At 59.6% G+C, this 17680-nt stretch carries 16 protein-coding genes; 4 read left to right on the top strand and 12 right to left on the bottom strand.

Annotation, left to right across the window (positions count from 1 at the left end; genetic code table 11):
- The first annotated feature begins 68 nt into the window (after positions 1-68).
- From ACXAC3_RS16855 to ACXAC3_RS16840, 4 genes are all read left to right on the top strand, one after another.
- Entirely contained in the window at positions 69-1745 is a 1677-nt protein-coding gene (locus ACXAC3_RS16855; protein ID WP_475162564.1) for a formate--tetrahydrofolate ligase, read from the top strand.
- A 57-nt stretch (positions 1746-1802) separates the two neighbouring features.
- Entirely contained in the window at positions 1803-2108 is a 306-nt protein-coding gene (locus tag ACXAC3_RS16850; RefSeq protein ID WP_475162563.1) for a chorismate mutase, read from the top strand.
- A 52-nt stretch (positions 2109-2160) separates the two neighbouring features.
- A complete protein-coding gene (gene folD, locus ACXAC3_RS16845; protein ID WP_475162562.1) occupies positions 2161-3051 on the top strand; it encodes a bifunctional methylenetetrahydrofolate dehydrogenase/methenyltetrahydrofolate cyclohydrolase FolD in 891 nt (296 codons plus the stop codon).
- A 210-nt stretch (positions 3052-3261) separates the two neighbouring features.
- Positions 3262-4008, top strand: a complete 747-nt coding sequence (locus ACXAC3_RS16840; protein WP_475162559.1) for a LytTR family DNA-binding domain-containing protein — start codon at positions 3262-3264, stop codon at positions 4006-4008.
- Between the two features lie 3 nt (positions 4009-4011).
- Here ACXAC3_RS16840 and pdeM read toward each other — a convergent pair whose 3' ends face one another.
- The 12 genes from pdeM to ACXAC3_RS16780 form a co-directional block, all read right to left on the bottom strand.
- On the bottom strand, positions 4012-4677 hold the full coding sequence (pdeM, locus tag ACXAC3_RS16835) for a ligase-associated DNA damage response endonuclease PdeM (RefSeq protein WP_475162556.1): 666 nt from the start codon (positions 4675-4677) through the stop codon (positions 4012-4014).
- 41 nt (positions 4678-4718) lie between these two features.
- Positions 4719-7130 carry a ligase-associated DNA damage response DEXH box helicase gene (locus ACXAC3_RS16830; RefSeq protein ID WP_475162554.1) on the bottom strand — a complete coding sequence of 804 codons (2412 nt, stop codon included), beginning with the start codon at positions 7128-7130 and terminating at the stop codon, positions 4719-4721.
- Between the two features lie 40 nt (positions 7131-7170).
- A complete protein-coding gene (locus tag ACXAC3_RS16825; RefSeq protein WP_475162553.1) occupies positions 7171-8478 on the bottom strand; it encodes an ATPase in 1308 nt (435 codons plus the stop codon).
- 117 nt (positions 8479-8595) lie between these two features.
- The gene (locus ACXAC3_RS16820) at positions 8596-9141 is read right to left on the bottom strand and encodes a prepilin peptidase (RefSeq protein ID WP_475162551.1); all 546 of its coding nucleotides are present in this window, start codon (positions 9139-9141) and stop codon (positions 8596-8598) included.
- Positions 9142-9144: 3 nt separating this feature from the next.
- Entirely contained in the window at positions 9145-9996 is an 852-nt protein-coding gene (locus tag ACXAC3_RS16815; protein ID WP_475162550.1) for a tetratricopeptide repeat protein, read from the bottom strand.
- A gap of 27 nt (positions 9997-10023) precedes the next feature.
- Positions 10024-10551 (bottom strand): tetratricopeptide repeat protein, encoded by a 528-nt coding sequence (locus ACXAC3_RS16810; protein ID WP_475162547.1) that lies wholly within the window; start codon positions 10549-10551, stop codon positions 10024-10026.
- 61 nt (positions 10552-10612) lie between these two features.
- A complete protein-coding gene (locus tag ACXAC3_RS16805) occupies positions 10613-11599 on the bottom strand; it encodes a type II secretion system F family protein (protein ID WP_475162545.1) in 987 nt (328 codons plus the stop codon).
- Positions 11600-11609: 10 nt separating this feature from the next.
- The gene (locus tag ACXAC3_RS16800) at positions 11610-12578 is read right to left on the bottom strand and encodes a type II secretion system F family protein (protein WP_475162544.1); all 969 of its coding nucleotides are present in this window, start codon (positions 12576-12578) and stop codon (positions 11610-11612) included.
- 11 nt (positions 12579-12589) lie between these two features.
- Positions 12590-14041: a CpaF family protein gene (locus ACXAC3_RS16795; protein ID WP_475162542.1), complete on the bottom strand. Its 1452-nt coding sequence runs from the start codon at positions 14039-14041 to the stop codon at positions 12590-12592.
- Positions 14042-14065: 24 nt separating this feature from the next.
- A complete protein-coding gene (locus ACXAC3_RS16790) occupies positions 14066-15298 on the bottom strand; it encodes a CpaE/TadZ family protein (protein ID WP_475162540.1) in 1233 nt (410 codons plus the stop codon).
- Positions 15299-15494: 196 nt separating this feature from the next.
- Entirely contained in the window at positions 15495-16124 is a 630-nt protein-coding gene (locus ACXAC3_RS16785; RefSeq protein WP_475162539.1) for an OmpA family protein, read from the bottom strand.
- A gap of 17 nt (positions 16125-16141) precedes the next feature.
- On the bottom strand, positions 16142-17548 hold the full coding sequence (locus tag ACXAC3_RS16780; protein WP_475162537.1) for a type II and III secretion system protein family protein: 1407 nt from the start codon (positions 17546-17548) through the stop codon (positions 16142-16144).
- Between the last annotated feature and the right edge of the window lie 132 nt (positions 17549-17680).

Raw genomic sequence — 17680 nt, 5'->3', positions numbered from 1 at the left:
GGTATGGGTTGCACAGCGCCGGCGCACCGCGTCGGTTTTGCACGGCATTCAATCAGGGACCCTGCCCAATGAGCTATAAATCCGACATCGAAATCGCCCGCGAAGCGAACAAGAAGCCGATTCAGGAAATCGGCGCCAAGCTGGGGATCTCCAGCGACGATCTGCTGCCCTATGGCCACGATAAGGCGAAGGTCAGCCAGGACTTCATCAACTCGGTGCAGGACCGTGAAGATGGCAAGCTGATCCTGGTGACCGCGATCAACCCGACCCCGGCGGGTGAGGGCAAAACCACCACGACCGTTGGTCTGGGCGATGGCCTGAACCGCATCGGCAAGAACGCGATGATCTGTATCCGCGAGGCATCGCTGGGCCCGAACTTCGGCATGAAGGGCGGCGCCGCGGGTGGCGGTTACGCGCAGGTTGTTCCGATGGAGGAAATGAACCTGCACTTCACCGGTGACTTCCACGCCATCACATCGGCCCACTCGCTGCTGTCGGCGATGATCGACAACCACATCTACTGGGGTAATGAGCAGGAAATTGACACCCGCCGCGTTGCGTGGCGTCGTGTGGTCGACATGAACGACCGCGCTCTGCGTCAGATCACCGCCAGCCTGGGTGGCGTGTCGAACGGTTTCCCGCGGGAAGCTGGCTTTGACATCACCGTGGCGTCCGAAGTTATGGCGATCCTGTGTCTGGCCAACGACCTGAAGGATCTGGAAAAGCGTCTGGGTGATATCATCGTCGCTTACCGCCGTGATAAAACCCCGGTCTATTGCCGCGACATCAAAGCCGAAGGTGCAATGACCGTTCTGCTGAAAGACGCGATGCAGCCGAACCTGGTGCAGACGCTGGAAAACAACCCGGCCTTTGTCCATGGCGGTCCCTTCGCGAACATCGCGCATGGCTGCAACTCGGTCATCGCCACCAAGACCGCGCTGAAAGTGGCTGACTATGTCGTGACCGAAGCCGGCTTCGGTGCCGACCTGGGTGCCGAGAAGTTCATGAACATCAAGTGCCGCAAGGCGGGTATCGCACCGTCGGCTGTGGTGCTGGTCGCCACGGTTCGCGCGATGAAGATGAATGGCGGCGTGGCCAAGGCTGATCTGGGTGCGGAAAACGTCGACGCGGTGAAATCGGGCTGCGCCAACCTGGGCCGTCACATCGAGAACGTCAAATCCTTCGGTGTTCCGGTTGTCGTCGCGATCAACCACTTTGTCACCGACACCGATGACGAAGTGCAGGCGGTCAAGGACTACTGTGGTGAGCATGGCGTTGAAGCGATCCTGTCGCGTCACTGGGAGCTGGGTTCGGATGGCTCCGCGCCGCTGGCCGAGAAAGTTGTCGAAATCGTTGAAGGTGGCGCCGCGAACTTCTCGCCGATCTATCCCGACGAGATGCCGCTGTTCGAGAAGATCGAAACCATCGCCAAGCGCATTTACCGCGCCGATGAGGTTCTGGCTGACAACAAGATCCGCAACCAGTTGAAGGAATGGGAAGCCGCCGGCTATGGCAACCTGCCGGTCTGCATGGCGAAAACCCAGTACTCGTTCTCGACCGATCCGACCCTGCGCGGCGCGCCTACCGGTCACTCGGTTCCGGTGCGTGAAGTGCGCCTGTCGGCCGGTGCCGGCTTCATCGTGGTGGTCTGCGGTGAGATCATGACCATGCCCGGTCTGCCGCGTAAACCGGCTGCCGAGACCATCTGCCTCAATGACGCAGGTGAGATCGAGGGCTTGTTCTAAGCCGCTGAATAAGACATCTCGTGGTCCGGGGAATCCCCGGGCCATGAGGAGACGAACATGCCCACTCTGACACCGCCGCAAGACTGCCGATCCATGCAGGAGTTGCGGGCTCAGATCGACAAGCTGGACCGCCAACTGATCGGAATGTTGGTGACGCGCGCGACCTATATTGACCGCGCGTCCGAGCTGAAACCGGGCGAGGGCTTGCCTGCCCGCATCCCGGATCGTGTTGAAGAGGTGGTGCAGCGTGTGCGCGCAAGTTCCGGCGAACTGGGAATGGACCCCGATCTTGCTGAAGAACTCTGGCGCATATTGATTGACTGGTCGATTGCCCGCGAAGAACGCGTGCTCGGCCCCGACTGAATGACCGGGCGCCCAAGCGCCCGATCCGTTTTTTGAAGGAAGGGATCAAAGGATGGTAGCTCAAGTCATTGACGGCAAGGCCTTTGCGGCCAAGGTCCGCGGGCAAGTGGCCGATCAGGTTGCGAAGCTGATAGAGGAAAACGGCGTCACACCGGGGCTGGCCGTGGTTCTGGTCGGAGAGGATCCGGCAAGCCAGGTCTATGTACGCTCGAAAGGCAAGATGACTGTCGAGGTCGGCATGAACTCGTACGAGCACAAGCTGGATGCCGACACGTCCGAAGAAGACCTGCTGGCGCTGATCGACAAGCTGAACAATGACCCGGCGGTGCATGGCATTCTGGTGCAATTGCCGCTGCCGAAGCACCTGAACGAGGATCTGGTGATCAACTCGATCGATCCGGCCAAGGATGTCGACGGGTTCCACATCTCGAACGTGGGCCTGCTGGGCACCGGTCAGAAATCGATGGTGCCCTGCACCCCGCTGGGTTGCCTGATGATGCTGCGCGACCACCATGGCTCGCTGTCGGGCATGGACGCGGTTGTAATCGGCCGGTCGAACATCGTGGGCAAACCGATGGCGCAGCTGCTGCTGGGCGACAGCTGCACCGTAACCATCGCGCATAGCCGCACCAAGGACCTGCCGGATGTGGTTCGTCGTGCGGACATCGTCGTTGCCGCGGTAGGCCGCCCGGAAATGGTGCCGGGTGACTGGATCAAGGAAGGCGCAACCGTCGTCGACGTGGGCATCAACCGGATCGAACGGGACGGCAAGAACAAGCTGGTCGGCGATGTGGATTACGAAAGCGCTGCTGAACGCGCGGGCGCGATCACGCCGGTTCCCGGGGGTGTCGGGCCGATGACCATCGCCTGTCTGCTGGCGAACACGCTGACGGCCTGTTGCCGTGCCAACGGCCTGCCGGAACCCGAAGGTCTGACCGCCTGACCCGCGACGCAGCATGACTCAAGTGACGGGCCAAAGGGTGGGCGCACCCCTTGGCCCGATTGTTACGTTACAAATGCATTAATTTTCAAATGTCAGGGTTTGAATGATCCCGGATCGGTGATAAACCTGTTTTTCCAGCCGGTTACGATGTGATAGTTCAGGTCAAAAGGGTAAGGGCTGGACCTAATTGACCAACTCTGTTGAGCCGTTATGACAAGAAGCCTTAGCCCGATCCTGTCCGAGTTCACATTGCGCCGTGCGGTCGCGGGCCTCGTTTTCCTACCCTTGCTTGCTTACGTGTTTCAGCCGTTTCCGGATGTCGACCTGTCCTTCCCTCAGCGGCTCGTATTCTGGGTTGGTGTGACAGTTCTGGCTTTGCTTGCCACATGGGCTGCCCGAAAGCTGACGCGACGGTTCTTTGCTGATACCCGTCTGTCGTCCCGCGAATTTGCATTGGTCCTTGTGGTTCTCATGCTGTTTGTGCCGTCCCTGTGGCTGATGTCCTGTCTATTGTTCTCGCTCGGTGGTCAGCAGGTGCCGGGTGTGATGGCTGTGGCGCCCTACGGGGTGCTGTTTGCCACGGGGCTTATGCTGGTGCGCGGGCGCAAGGAAAGTGAGCCACCCGCAATCGACGCCACGCCAGAGAGGCCGCGGCTGACCAAACGTTTGCCCCGCACATTCAATGGCCAGATTTACCGTCTGACCGTGCGCGACCATTTTGTGGATGTCGTCACTTCGGAAGGGGTTTTTACCATCCGTTCAAGATTGACCGACGCGATTGCCGAGATGGAGCCGGTGCCCGGCCATTGCACGCACCGATCCCATTGGGTGGCTGACGGTGCCATTGCGAGCGTGGAAAAAAAGGGTGGTAAAACATTCCTGCGCCTCAGAAACGACGAGCTTGTCCCGGTCAGCCGGAAATACAAACCGTTGTTGGAACAAGACGGCGTGATCTGAACCTCATGTCCTTGGCATGGGTATGATCTGAGGCTGGGGACCGGTCAGAATGGCCAGAGCATCGTCGCCCATCAACGTGTCCAGAACCTGATCCGAACTGCGCAATCCGCCGGTATAGGTGCCAAAGGCGGGCAAGATCAGCCGCGCCTTATCCACCAGAAAGGCCGGGCGCGAAATCATCTGGCCCCGCAGCCTGAGGCGCGCCTTGGGGTGATAATGCCCGGACACCTCGGCGTGGTTGCCGACCTGCGCAATATGGCGGAAGGTCAATGCGCCGATCCGGCAATCCGACAAATGGGTCCCCCCGAGGTCAATGGGGCCGGGGTCGTGGTTACCTTCAATCCAGATCCAGCGGCGCCCGGCCTGCAAGGCGGTGATGCTCAGCTTTTCATTGGTACCCAAGGCTGCTTGCGCGTTCAGATCGTCGAAACTGTCGCCCAGACAGATGATGGTCTCTGCTCCGGTTCTGTCGATATCTGCGGCAAGCCGGGTCAGCGTGTCGCGGCTGTCATAGGGCGGCAACGCCGGACCGCCGCGCCGCGCCATGCGCTCGGACTTTCCCAGATGCAGGTCGGACACGCACAGCAGGTGGTGATCCGGCCACCACAATGCCCCTGATCCCAGTGCGCGCAGGATTTGACCGGCAAAGGAAAACGCAACTCCGTTCATGATACGTTCTTTGCGTGTTTCGCCGTGTGACGCAAGCGGTATCAGTCGGGTGTTAACCCTGCGGCCTGCAACAGGCGGGCGCTTTCCTCGGCCAAAAGCCGTTCTTCCGCGGCGCCCTTGACCGGCACTTTTCCGACTTCAAGGAACAAAGGTGCCGCCAGAGGCGAGACACGGTCCAGCCGCAGCAGGTCAATCCGGTCGCCGATCCGGGCGATCATCGCCTCGATCCGTCCGAAATCCACCAGTCCGCGCATGGCCTCCTCGCGCGTGATCTGCATCAGCAGATGGTCGGGGTCGTATTTCAGTAGCGTGTCGTACAGGATGTCCGACGAAAACGTGGCCTGCCGCCCGCTTTTCCGCTGCGCGCCGGTGTTCCGTTCGATCAGGCCCGCAATGGTTGCTGATGCGCGAAACGTGCGCTTCATCACGGCGTTCCCGGCCAGCCAGGTTTCAAGCCCGTCGCGCAATGCTGTCAGTTCGAACAAGGGGCGCGGATCGGTCACCGCATCCAGCCCCCAGATCAGCGTGGCATAATCGGTTGCAACGAAGCCAAGCGGCGCCAGCCCTGTTTCCTCCATCCGCTTTGTCAGCAGCAGGCCCAGCGTTTGCTGCGCGTTTCGCCCGGCGAAGCCGTAAACGCACAGATGTTCGCGCCCGTCATTGGGAAAGCTCTCGATCAGCAATCTGTCCCGCTGCGGCAGCTGCGACATGCTGCGCTGCAAGGCCAGCCATTCCGCAGTATGCGCCGGCAACTGCGGCCAATCGGGTTGGGCAAACATCCGCAGGATGCGCTCGCTCAGCTGCGTTGACGTTGCGAATTTGGTGCCCGAGAAGGTGGCGATCTTAGGCTTCCGGTCGGCGCGGCGGCTAACCTCGACCACCATCTCGCGCAGCCCCTCATAGCGGACGATCTGGCCGCCAATCAGAAAGGTGTCACCGGGGGTCAGGGACGCCGCGAACGCCTCCTCCACCTCGCCCAGCGGCTTGCCGCCGCGACTGCGCTTCAGGCGTACTTTCAGCGTGCCGGTATCCTGAATGGTGCCCAAGTTCATCCGTATCCGCCGCGCCGCGCGCGGATCGCGCAATTGCCACAACCCGTCCGGGCGTTTCAGCAACCGTTGCCATCGGTCATAGGCGCGCAGGGCATATCCGCCGGTCGCGCAGAACTCCAGACAGTCGTCAAATTCGCGGCGGCTGAGGCCTGCATACGGTCCGGCAGCCGTCATCTCCCGGAACAGGTCCTCGGCGTCGAATGGACCAGCCGAAGCCGCGATCAGGATGTGCTGGCACAACACGTCACGCGGACCGGTCCCGCGCGGCTCGCCATCCAGATCATGTGCCTTGGCGGCCTCAAGCGCGGCCACGCATTCAACAACTTCGAACCGGTTCGCCGGGACCAACAGGGCCTTGGAGGGCGCATTGTAGCGATGGTTGGCGCGGCCGATCCGTTGCACCAGCCGCTTGACGTTCTTGGGCGCACCGATCTGGATCACCAGATCGACATCCCCCCAGTCGATCCCCAGATCCAGACTGCCGGTACAGACAATGGCGCGCAGGTCGCCGCGCACCATCGCAGCCTCGACCCGTTCGCGTTGCTGCCGGTCCAGGCTGCCGTGATGGATGCCGATGGGCAATCCATCGTCATTGGCCAGCCAGAGATTGTGAAAGTAGATTTCGGCCTGCGCCCGCGTGTTGTGAAAGATCAGGGTCGTTTTGTGCTTCCTGACCTGATCCAGCACGGCGGGGATCGAATAGGCCGCGCCGCCCCCGGACCAGGGCGGCATTTCGCTTGTTTCCAGCATCCGAATATCCGGGTCGGGGCCGGGATCGGCCTGAACGATCTGGCAGGGATCGGGGTGGCGCGCCAGAAAGCGCGCGATGGCGTTGGGGTCTTCGACCGTTGCGGACAGCCCCACGCGGCGCAGGTCCGGGCACAGCGATTGCAACCTTGCCAGCGCCAGCATCAACTGATCGCCGCGCTTGCTTTCCCCCAGAGCGTGGATTTCGTCCACGATCACTCGTTGTACACCTTCAAACATCCGTGGCGCGTCTTCATACGAGGTCAGCAGGGCCAGGCTTTCGGGGGTCGTCAGCAGGATATGCGGCGGGTCCACGCGTTGTCGCTTTTTCAGCGTGGCCGAAGTGTCGCCCGTTCGATCTTCGATCCGGATCGGCAGGCCGATCTCGTCCGCGGGGCCGCGCAGGTTGCGGCGGATGTCGGCCGCCAGCGCCTTGAGCGGTGAAACATAGATCGTATGAAGGCCGGGATGAGTTTGCTCGGCCAGTTCAGCCAGCGACGGCAGAAAACCCGCCATGGTCTTGCCGCCACCGGTTGGTGCGATCAGCAAGGTCGCCGGGTCTGCGGCCCGGTTGAACATATCCTGCTGATGCGGGTGGATGGACCAGCCTCTGGCGGCAAACCAGTCAGTGATCCGGGCGGGAATCTGCGTCATGCACGCAGATTACCCGGCCCCGTTCGGAATTGGCACGGCGTTATTTGACGATCGTCTCGTCTTTGACGAACATGTTGGCCCAGGCCCGGTCGATCAGATCGGGGCTCATCTGATAGGGGATGCCCTCGAACTCGCAGATCGAGATCATCTGGTCGATCAGGAAGATCGGCTGATAGTTGGCGTAGATGTTGTTGATGGTCGGGTATTTGACCTTCAACAGATGCACCAGCGCGGCCTCGTCCAGCGGCATGCCGCGTTTGCGGGCCACCATGGCAAAGATTTTCAGGAAGTCTTCCTGGTTCGGGCCGCCGATCTTGATCTTGAAGAAGATCCGGCGCAGAGCGGCCTGGTCGAAGATTTCGTTCGGGTGGAAGTTGGTCGAGAAGATCACCAGCGTATCGAAGGGCACTTCGAATTTTTCACCCGATTGCAGGCCCAAGATGTCCTTGCTTTCCTCAAGCGGAACGATCCAGCGGTTGATCAGCGCCTGCGGCGGTTCCTGCTGACGGCCAAGGTCATCGACGATGAAGATGCCGCCGGTCGATTTCAGCTGCAAAGGCGCCTGATAAGTGCGCGCCGTAGGGTTGTAGACAAGGTCCAGCATGCTGAGCGACAATTCACCACCCGTCACAACTGTCGGGCGTTCGCACTGCACATAGCGCGAGTCGAACCGCTTGCGGCGGCGCAGGCTGTTGGGGTCGTCGGCTTCCTGCTCGATGGCGGTGTGAACGATCGGGTCGTAAACCGTGATCACCTGTCCCGCGTATTCGATGGCGCGCGGAACATAGACATTGTCACCCAGCGCGTCGCGAATGCCGTTCGAGATCGACGATTTTCCGTTGCCCGGCGGGCCATACATCAGGATCGAACGCCCGGCACTGACCGCAGGGCCAAGGTGGTCCAGAAGGCTGTCGGGCAGAACCAGATGGCCCATTGCGCCGGTCAACTGGTCGCGAGTGACCTGGATGTTGCGGATCGACTGGCGTTTGACCTGTTCGCGATAGACGTCCAGCGGCACGGGCATGGCGCCGAAATACTCCGACTGGCTCAGCGCGTCCAGCGCACGGGCCTTGCCGGCATCGGTCAGCTGATAACCCATCTCGTTGCCGCTGTTTGCGTTCAGCGTACCGGTTGCCTCAAGCAGCTTTTGTTCGCGCGAGATATCGACCAGTTCCTGGGTGACGGAGCCGGGCAGGCAAATCGCCTCGGCGATCTCGGTCACGGTGTCCACATTCTTTCGAAACACCGTTTTCAGCAGAATATCCCGCATCATGACGATGGGTAGCTTCATTTCGCCCAGACCCTTGGGGGCAGGGGGGGCCATAACCGAGGTCGTCTGCATATTCATAAGCGTTACCCGTCCGTCCAGTATTCACGCCAAATGCCCCTTTAAGGGCCACTTTGGGGAAATCTGGCCCCGCTTTGTGTCAGCACCAAGGCAGGGAAAAGGCGGGTTAATGATAGTTTACGAGCCGTAAACAGTACCTAAGATCAGGTAGATGGCCAGGCTGCCGCCCAGCGAAAAACCCATAGGAAACTGCTTGGTTCTGGTCCAGCTTTCCCAATCCGGCGCAATGCTTCGCAACGCCGTATTCCGGGCCAGCCTGTGGGTTGCAAAGGCGGCCAGCGTGGTCGACATCAATATGATCATCATCAACATGTAATCTCCCGCCCAGATATAGGGCGAGGCCGCGGCCAGAAACTTGGCATCTCCGGCGCCCATGACACCGGCCGCATTGAGAATGATGCCCAGGATCAGAACGACCACGATATGCAGCAACTGCCAGAAATAGGGCGGCAGAGAAACTGTCAGCGGACCGATCCGGCCTGCGGTCCATTCCGTGGACCAGGGCGGAAGCAGAAACAGCCCCAGAACAACAAAAACCACGGCCAGCGCGGCCACAGCGTGGTTTTTGATCAGCATGTCCCGCATATCGGTGAATGCGACGTAGAAACAGATTGGCAGAACGAACGGCAGAAACCATGCCGCCGCTTCCGCAGGAACGTTCATGGATCAGGCTTCCTCAAGCGCACGCAGCGACCGGACCGCCTCGTCATAATGCTGCGGGTGGGTGGCGATAGCTTCGCGGAACAGGTTCTTCGCAGTCGTCACATCACCTTGCTTGACCGCGGAAATTCCCATTGTGTTCAGCAACATGGCGCGTTCCACCTGCGACATCGGGACAACAGGCATGCTGTAATTCCCCTGCGCGGCCCGGGCCAGCACCAGATTGTTCTTGGCGGTGAACAGGGAATTGTCCTGGCGGATTGCCTCGGTGAACAGACGCTCCGCCTCGGCGTATTGACCGCGTGTCAGCTTGGAGTAGCCCCAGTTGTTCATGACGCCGCCGGGACGCGTAGTCAGCCCAATCGCAGTTTCGTAGAACTGGTCAGCGCGCTTCCACTCCTTGCGCGAGTCTGCCACCACCGCTTCAAGCCTGTAACGTTTGAAGGTTTCATAGGTGGGAGGAATGGAATCCAGCACTGTTCTGGCCTGGCTCCAGTTGCCCGCGCGCACCAGCGAGTCGGCATATTCGACCCTGTCGATATTCGCCGCCCCTTTCATGGTCGTCACCTTCTTCCACGCCGCGGCCGCTTCGGTCGTGCGTTTGGCGCGCGACAGCGAAATCGCAAGCCCCCGCTGCAGGTCGATCCGGCCGGGGTTTTTCGCTGCGGCGCCCTGGAAATAGGTGACGGCTTCGTTCGGGTCCGCGGCGGTCAGCAAAACGTCGTTCAGGTTGGTCTCGTCAATGACGTTCACCTCCTGAAAGGTGCGTTCGACTTTTTCTTCCTCGGTTTCTTTCTCGCAGGCGGATACGATCAGCCCGCACAGCAACAATGACGGAATCAAGAAGTGTTGGCGCATTTTTTGCGTCCCTTACTGCTCTTGCCTTTAGTCCGGGAGCTTGCGCAGCGTGAATTGCCCGTCGCCTTGCTGCTCCAGCGTGTATTCTTGTTCTTCGGGTGTAGTATTAACAGGATTTTCCATTTTTGCGAGCGCTAAGCGAAGATTGTCGCGGATTGCGTCACTTTCGCCATTGTCCAGCGCATAGGCCCGCTGAAAGACCTGCGCCGCCTCGGGATATTCCCCAAGCTCGACCAGCAGAACCCCCAGATTGTTCCATGGGGCGGGCCAGTCGGGCTCGTCCTTGACCGCGCGGCGCAGCAAGGTTTCAGCCTGCCCAAGACGCTTGAGGCCCAGATTGGCCGTGCCCATCGAAGTCAGAATCTGAGGCGTCATCCCCTGCTGCAGCGCGGCGCGGGCAAAAGAATCCAGCGCCAGTTCGTATTCACCAGCGGCCATCAACCGGTTGCCGACGGTAATTTCGTCAACGCCCTGTCCGCTGGGATCAAGACCCGGCGCATCCAGATCGTTTGACAGGCCGGTATCCGTGCAAGAGGCCACCGTGGCGATAACCATGGCGGCCCCTAAAGCGCGGCGTATCCTGGATGGGATGCACCTGAGTTTTGTCATTGGGTCTTTAGCCCCCGCCAGGATTTGCAAACTCTGCGATGCCCTTTGCCGAAGGCCCGACCAGAATGACCAGAAGGGGCGGCACCGTCAGCATCATTGTGGCAAGGGTCATTTTGGTTGGCAACTTGTTCGCCGCCTCTTCGGCGCGCATCACCCGCTTGTCACGCATTTCGCTGGCATAAACCCGCAGGGCTTCGGCGATCGAAGTGCCGAATGTTGCCGACTGGATCATCACAGTGACGAAAGAGCTTACATCCTGCACGCCGCAGCGGGTGCCGAAATCACGCAGAACCGTATCTTTGTCCTTGCCGGCCTTAAGCTCGTAAGCCACAACTTCGAATTCCTGCGCGATGTCCGGGTAGGACGCCTTCATCTCGCTTGCGACCCGGACAATGGCCTGATCCAGCGACTGGCCGGCCTCAACACAGACCAGCATCAGGTCAAGCGTGTCGGGAAAGCCTGCCGTGATTGCCTCATGCCGTTCCGCGACGCGTCGTGTGATCCAGTAGCGCGGCAGGAAATAACCGGCTGCGGCCGGGATAAGGACGCGGGTCAGAACCTGCGGGCCGGTGAATTCCTGTCCGCCGGACAGGACCGTCACCAGCAACACACCGACCAGGATACCGACAATACCCAACGCAAATTGCGCAAAGTGAAAGAACCGCACCGAATCTTTCGAGTGATACCCCGCCTGGCGCAGCTTGAGCTGCATGGCCGACAATTCTTCTTCGTTCTGCGGCTCAAGGAAGGTGGCGAATTTCTCAAGCTGCTCGTTGCGGCTTGAATTGCGAAGCTTGTCCTTCTTGGCCTTTTTGTCGTTCTTCGGCGCAGCGTTCGAACGCTGAAGCTTTTTCAACGGGTCCTCAGGCTGGTTCAGCATCAGAGGAATGGTGACAAGGATCATGAACAGGCCCAGAACACCGACCACGATTAGTGGCCCGAACTCGCCCAGATGCTGTTTCAGAAGGTCGTTGATTTGGGTCAGAAATTCCATATCGGTGCCCTCAGACCTTGATGTTGGTAAGGATGCGCATGACGATCAGGTTCAGCGTCAGCATGATACCGACAAAGAAACAGGCCGGAATAAAATAGGGGTGATCAATCACCTCGTCATAATACCCGGGGTCCTTCACCAGGATGAATACCAGACAGAAAACCGGGAAGCCTGACAGGAACTTGCCTGACCATTGCGCTTCGGCCGTGATGGCTTTCACCCGCCGGAACAGGCGAAAACGAGCGCGGATCACCTGTGCCAGACCGGCCAGAATCTCGGCCAGGTTGCCCCCCGATTGTTGCTGAATGCCGACGGCAACGGACAAGAAGCGAAGGTCCTGCATGTCCAGCCGCTCCGCCAGGTCCTTGAGCAATTCGCCGACGTCCCGACCATAGGCGCATTCATCGGCGATCACACCGAACTCGGTTGCCAGAGGGTCCTGTACTTCGTTGGCGACGATCTGGATGGACGAGACAAAGGGGTTGCCGACGCGCAGCGACCGAACCATCAGTTCCACCGCCTCGGGCAATTGCTCTTCCAGCATGCCCATCCGTTTTTTGGCCTTGTGATTGACCCAAGCATAGACGCCGCCCACGCCGATAGCGATCGAGATTGCTACTCGCAGAATTGTTTCGGTTGCTGTGCCGATGCTCAGCCCGACAAAGGCAAATCCCGACACCAGAATCATGATCAGAATCAGTTGTCGGGGCGAAAAGGCGATAGCCGCCTTTTGCGCCTTGTCCGCCAGCAGCGAATACAGCGGGATGGTCTGCGTCTTCATGTGCTGCTGCATTTCCTTGCGCAGCTGTTCCAGCACCTGTTCGCGGCCGACACCCTTATCCAGCATCTCAAGCCGGCGATTGACCCGGCTGTTCAGGCTGATGGACTTGCCGAAGGCCACCAGATAGATGCCTTCGACCAGAAACAACACCGCGACGAAGATCACGACATATATGATTGCCTCAACAGGCAGTTGCATATCAGGATCTCCTACACAGTCGTTGGTTCGTAGATGGATGCGGGCAAGTCAAAGCCCCACAGGCGGAAGCGCTCGGAATAGTGGCTGCGCACGCCCGTCGCCGTGAAATGGCCAATGATCTTGTTGTCGGGTGTCAGGCCAACCCGTTGGAAACGAAAGATTTCCTGCATCGAAATCACATCACCTTCCATACCCGTGATCTCGGTGATCGAGGTCATGCGGCGCGAACCATCCTGCAGACGGCTGGCCTGTACGATCAGGTTCACAGCCGAAGAAATCTGGCTGCGCACGGCCTTGATCGGCATCTCAATCCCGGCCATCGCAATCATGTTTTCCAGACGCGAAATCCCGTCACGGGCCGAGTTGGCGTGGATCGTGGTCATCGATCCGTCGTGGCCGGTGTTCATGGCCTGCAGCATGTCGATCACCTCGGCGCCACGCGTCTCGCCGACGATGATGCGGTCGGGGCGCATACGCAGGGCGTTTTTCAGACAATCGCGCGGGCTGACCTCGCCCTTGCCTTCGACGTTGGGCGGGCGGCTTTCCATCCGGCCCACATGGGTCTGTTGCAGCTGAAGTTCCGCCGTATCCTCAATCGTCAGGATACGTTCGGCGTCGTCGATAAAGCTGGACAGGGCGTTCAATGTCGTCGTTTTACCGGAACCCGTACCGCCCGAAACGATGATGTTCAAACGCGTGGACACCGCGGCCTGCAGATAGGCGGCCATTTCTTCGGTGAAAGCGCCGAAGTTGACCAGATCATCAATGCCCAGCTTGTCCTTTTTGAACTTACGAATGGATACCAGAGAACCGTCGACCGCAATCGGTGGCACCATGGCGTTGAAACGCGAGCCGTCTGCCAGACGGGCGTCAACATAGGGGTTGGATTCATCAACGCGGCGACCCACGGCGGATACGATCTTGTCGATGATCCGCATCAGGTGCTTTTCGTCTTTGAATGTGATGTCGCTGACTTCCAGCTTGCCGTGGCGTTCCACAAAGATCTGTTGTGGCCCGTTGACCAGAATATCGTTGACCGTATCGTCCTGAAGCAGCGCTTCTAGGGGCCCCAGACCGGTGACTTCGTCATACAGTTCCTTGTTCAACTGCGAACGGTCTTCGCGGTTCAGAACAATATTCCGGGTTTCCAGAACTTCGCTGGCGATAGCGCTGATTTCAGCCCGCAGCTCGGCCTCGCCCGCGTTTTCAAGCGCGGCGAGGTTCAGGTTTTCCAGCAGTTCGCGGTGCAGTTCGACTTTGATCTCGCCCAAACGCTCTTTGCGTTTGCGTTCACGGTCGTTGCCGACGGGTTCGGCCGCCTTTTTCTGAACCGGACGGCGCGCTACCGCGTTTGCCGTTGCTGCCTGATCGGCAGAAGCCGCAGGCGCAGGTGCCGCAGCCGGCGCTGCGGCCGGCGTCTGAACAGGCTGCCCTGCGGGTTGTTTTTTGTATCTTGAAAACAAGGCGGCTCTCCCTTTGGGGCTGTGTTACGCGGCTTCGGCGTTGCTGCTGCCAAGGCTGTGCAGCGATTTTGCGAGTTTCGCGATTTCCCGGCGCAGCGGGTTCTTCGCCGCCGAATTCGCCAGCGGCAGCCCGTGGTCACCGGCTTGCATGACCGGCTTGCCGCCGTCGGGCAGTTGCAGGTCGATGGAAATGCCCAGGCTTTCGCCCATGCGTTTGACCCGGCCTTTGCCGTTCAGATCGGTAAATTTCGGAGCGCGGTTCAACGCAAAGCGCAGCTTGTTGAAGGGCAGTTCCTCGGCCTGCAAGGCGCGTTTGAGGCGCAGCGCGTTCTGGGCCGAGCGCATGTCCAGTTCAATCATGGCGAAATACACATGTGCGGCCTGAAGAATGGTCTCGGACCAGTGAACCAGTGTCGACGGCATGTCCACGATCACATAGTCGAAATGCTTACGTGCGGTGTCGATCACGCGTTCAATGTCTTCCGGGGTGATCAGGTCCAGCGGAACCATGTCCGAAGGCGCGGTCAGGACCTGCAGTTTTTCCTCGTAGGTCTGGAGAGCCTGGGAAAATACTTCGTCATCCATCGAAGCCGTGTCCGACAGCATCTCGAACACAGTTTCCCGGCGCGGCAGGTCCAGATAGGTCGAGACCGTGCCGAATTGCAGGTCCAGATCAATCAGGCAGACCGAAGGAGCCTCTTTGTTGGATACGGTTGCAAGCTCCCAGGCCAGATTGACCGCCATAGTGGTGGATCCGACACCGCCGGCCAGCCCGTGGACGACAAACAGCGCGCCTTCCTTCAATTCGCCCTGCGTCAGCGGCGCCGCTGTCGGGGTAACGGCAACCGGTTCGGGTTTGTTCATCCGGTCAATCGCCTCCTGCAACTCTCCTTCCGGAAGAGGGTAGGGGACGAATTCATCCGCGCCCTTGCGCAGCAACTGATGCAGCGATGCCGGCGTGACATCCTCGGCAATCAGCACGATCTTGATCTTCTTTTCTTTCGCCCGGGCGATAATCTCACCCATCATGGTGAGGTTGTCTTCGTCCTCGCCGTCGATTGCCAGGGCGACAAATTGCAGCGAATCGGCATCGGGTTGGCTGAAAAACGCCAGAGCCTCGGCAAAACCGAGATCCCCCCAACGTTCGCCCAATGCGGCTTCCATGTCTTCAATCAGCAGGTCGAAATTCTGGACGTCACGGCTGATCGTGCAGGCCAGGATGGCTGTTTTGTCGTCGTTTGGCGTGGCGCTCGTCATTAACACAATCCTCGTCGTCAGGGCTGTCAAACACAGTGAACCGCACTGGTTCGGCCTGGTTCGCTTTTGCCCCGATGCGGCCAATTTTGGCCGCAGGTCACCTAATTGTTGAAAATGTGTCTTGGAACTTAGGCAAGATTTGGGCGCAAAAGAACCAATTGTAGGGAATTGGGCGACGATGCCGCCCAATCGCTGTTTATTGTTCTGATGTGTCGCCCAGCGCGGTCTGACGGCGCAGCCTGCTTACATATGTGGCGCTTTCCACATATTCGCGATAGACAATCTCTGCGTACTTGCCGTCCAGCACCAGCGGATTGCGATCCACAAAGCCCGAAACCTCGGTCACCGTCCGGCGGTTGCGGCGGTCACGGTTTGGCGTGTCGATCAGCGGGCGGGATTTGCCGAAAGACACCACAGCCTCCAGTCGCGAGCGCGAGATGCCCTGCTGCGTCAGGAACGCAACCGCAGCGTTGGCGCGTCGCTGGCCGAGGCTTTTGTTGTAGCCAGTCGAGCCAACCGCGTCGGTATGGCCGTAGACCCGGAAGCGTGCCTCGGGGAACTGTTTGATCCACGCTGCCTGGCGCAACAGAATCCGCTGCGCCGTTTCGTCCAGCTGGGCACTGTCGAAGGCAAAGTTGATCTGCGTCGGAACCTCGGCCGCAAACCGCTGGCCCAGGATCTGCGCATAAGTCAGTTCACCGTTCATGACCTGCACATTGTTCAGGGTGGCATTCCCGAATGCGCCCTGGTCGGCCTCGTATCCGGCCTCACGCGTGCAAGCGGCGACAGCGACCGAAAGACCCAGTGTGATGATCCACTTCTGCATTGGTCCTATCCTCCTAATCAATCCAGGACGTAGCCGTAGGAGCTACCGAAATCCTGTTTGGCGACTTCAGACGCAGCACCGGCACCCACTCGTGTCGTACGCGCTGTCTTGCCGTTCACGAACAGGTCGAATTCACTGGGCGGCTTGACGCGATCGGTCGGCAACGCCAGCGCTTCGCCGCGTGTCGGCGACACCAGATGCGCGGTGATGATGATGACCAGTTCGCTCTGCTGGCGCTGGAATTCCGCGCTGCGGAACAGGGCGCCAAGCACCGGTACATCTCCGATCCATGGGATCTGGCTGTTCAGGTCCGTGAAGTCATCCTGAATCAGACCCGCAATCGCAAAGCTTTCACCATCGCGCAGCTCAACGGTCGTACTGGTTTGACGCGTGATGAAGCTGGGCACCGTGTCACCCTGGATCGTGAAATCCGAGCTGCCATCGATGCTGGAAACGGCCGCGGCCAGTTCCAGGTTGATCAGATCACCATCCACAACCCGCGGGATGAAGTCGATTTCGACACCGAACGCCTTGTATTCAATGGCAATTACGCCATCCTCCTGCGGGACCGGAATGGGCACTTCGCCACCGGCGAGGAACGTCGCTTCCTGACCCGACAGGGCGGACAGGTTGGGCTCCGCAAGGCTGCGCGCCAGACCTTTCGCTTCAAGCGCTTCGAGCAACAGACGAACCTGCGTCGAACCGGCACCGAAGCCGAACAGGATCGCACCTGTATTTGTCTGCAACGCGGGGATGTTGTTGTTCAGGGCGTTGTTCAGCGCGCCGAGGTTGTTCAGAGTGTTGAAACCACCTGACGAGTCACTGCCGGAAAAGCCCAGCGAGGCGGTCAGGCTTTTCGCCACCGAACGGTTCATTTCGGCGAATCGAACTTTCAGCATCACCTGCTGAACGCCACCGACAGACATCAGATTCGATACACGCTCGGGCGCGTAGCGTTCGGCCAGTTCCAGCGCCCGGGCCAGTTTGGCCCCGCTGGAAACCGTACCGGAAAGCACGATGCCGTCATTGGCTGTGCGCACTTCGATCGGTTCGGCCGGCAGAATCTGCCGCAGCCTTTCCTTGAATTCGGAAACATCCGGAGATACGCGGACCCGAACATTGGCCAGCAGGTTGCCGGCACCGTCAAACAAGGTCAGCGTGGTCAGGCCGGGCGCTTTGCCCAGCACGTAAATCGTGCGGTCCGAAAGCGACGAGATATCGGCGATGCCCGCGTTTGCGATGCTGAGTTCAGCAAAGGGCTGTTCGCTTTCAACCACAATTGCGCGGTTCATCGGAACGTCCAGCGTTTCCGCTGTACCATTCTTTACGACACGCAGTGTTTCAGCCCAGGCCGTGTTTCCGACCGGACTAACTACAAGCGCCAACCCCATAAGGGTCGCGCCAATCCAGGAACGTATTTTCATGTGACCTGCCTCTCCGATCACGCTTCGTTTTAGGTCTAGTGCCTTATGTGCAGTAACACTGCGCGAATTGAGAATTTATTGCAATAATCAATGGTTTCTGGAATTTTCCTTATGTGGACAATGCGCAACATC

The organism is Ruegeria sp. ABV4_181, from assembly GCF_056158465.1.
The sequence above is the reverse complement of the archived record's forward strand: the minus strand, read 5'-3'. Positions and strand labels throughout refer to the sequence as shown.

What these genes read in the sequence shown, in the direction of transcription:
- ACXAC3_RS16820 (WP_475162551.1), bottom strand. Translation starts at nt 9,141, where the DNA reads ATGAACGTTCCTGCGGAAGCGGCGGCATGGTTTCTGCCGTTCGTTCTG.
- ACXAC3_RS16780 (WP_475162537.1), bottom strand. Translation starts at nt 17,548, where the DNA reads ATGAAAATACGTTCCTGGATTGGCGCGACCCTTATGGGGTTGGCGCTT.
- folD (WP_475162562.1), top strand. Translation starts at nt 2,161, where the DNA reads ATGGTAGCTCAAGTCATTGACGGCAAGGCCTTTGCGGCCAAGGTCCGC.
- ACXAC3_RS16850 (WP_475162563.1), top strand. Translation starts at nt 1,803, where the DNA reads ATGCCCACTCTGACACCGCCGCAAGACTGCCGATCCATGCAGGAGTTG.
- ACXAC3_RS16830 (WP_475162554.1), bottom strand. Translation starts at nt 7,130, where the DNA reads ATGACGCAGATTCCCGCCCGGATCACTGACTGGTTTGCCGCCAGAGGC.
- ACXAC3_RS16805 (WP_475162545.1), bottom strand. Translation starts at nt 11,599, where the DNA reads ATGGAATTTCTGACCCAAATCAACGACCTTCTGAAACAGCATCTGGGC.
- ACXAC3_RS16790 (WP_475162540.1), bottom strand. Translation starts at nt 15,298, where the DNA reads ATGACGAGCGCCACGCCAAACGACGACAAAACAGCCATCCTGGCCTGC.
- ACXAC3_RS16825 (WP_475162553.1), bottom strand. Translation starts at nt 8,478, where the DNA reads ATGAATATGCAGACGACCTCGGTTATGGCCCCCCCTGCCCCCAAGGGT.
- ACXAC3_RS16785 (WP_475162539.1), bottom strand. Translation starts at nt 16,124, where the DNA reads ATGCAGAAGTGGATCATCACACTGGGTCTTTCGGTCGCTGTCGCCGCT.
- ACXAC3_RS16815 (WP_475162550.1), bottom strand. Translation starts at nt 9,996, where the DNA reads ATGCGCCAACACTTCTTGATTCCGTCATTGTTGCTGTGCGGGCTGATC.
- ACXAC3_RS16840 (WP_475162559.1), top strand. Translation starts at nt 3,262, where the DNA reads ATGACAAGAAGCCTTAGCCCGATCCTGTCCGAGTTCACATTGCGCCGT.
- pdeM (WP_475162556.1), bottom strand. Translation starts at nt 4,677, where the DNA reads ATGAACGGAGTTGCGTTTTCCTTTGCCGGTCAAATCCTGCGCGCACTG.
- ACXAC3_RS16855 (WP_475162564.1), top strand. Translation starts at nt 69, where the DNA reads ATGAGCTATAAATCCGACATCGAAATCGCCCGCGAAGCGAACAAGAAG.
- ACXAC3_RS16800 (WP_475162544.1), bottom strand. Translation starts at nt 12,578, where the DNA reads ATGCAACTGCCTGTTGAGGCAATCATATATGTCGTGATCTTCGTCGCG.
- ACXAC3_RS16810 (WP_475162547.1), bottom strand. Translation starts at nt 10,551, where the DNA reads ATGGTTATCGCCACGGTGGCCTCTTGCACGGATACCGGCCTGTCAAAC.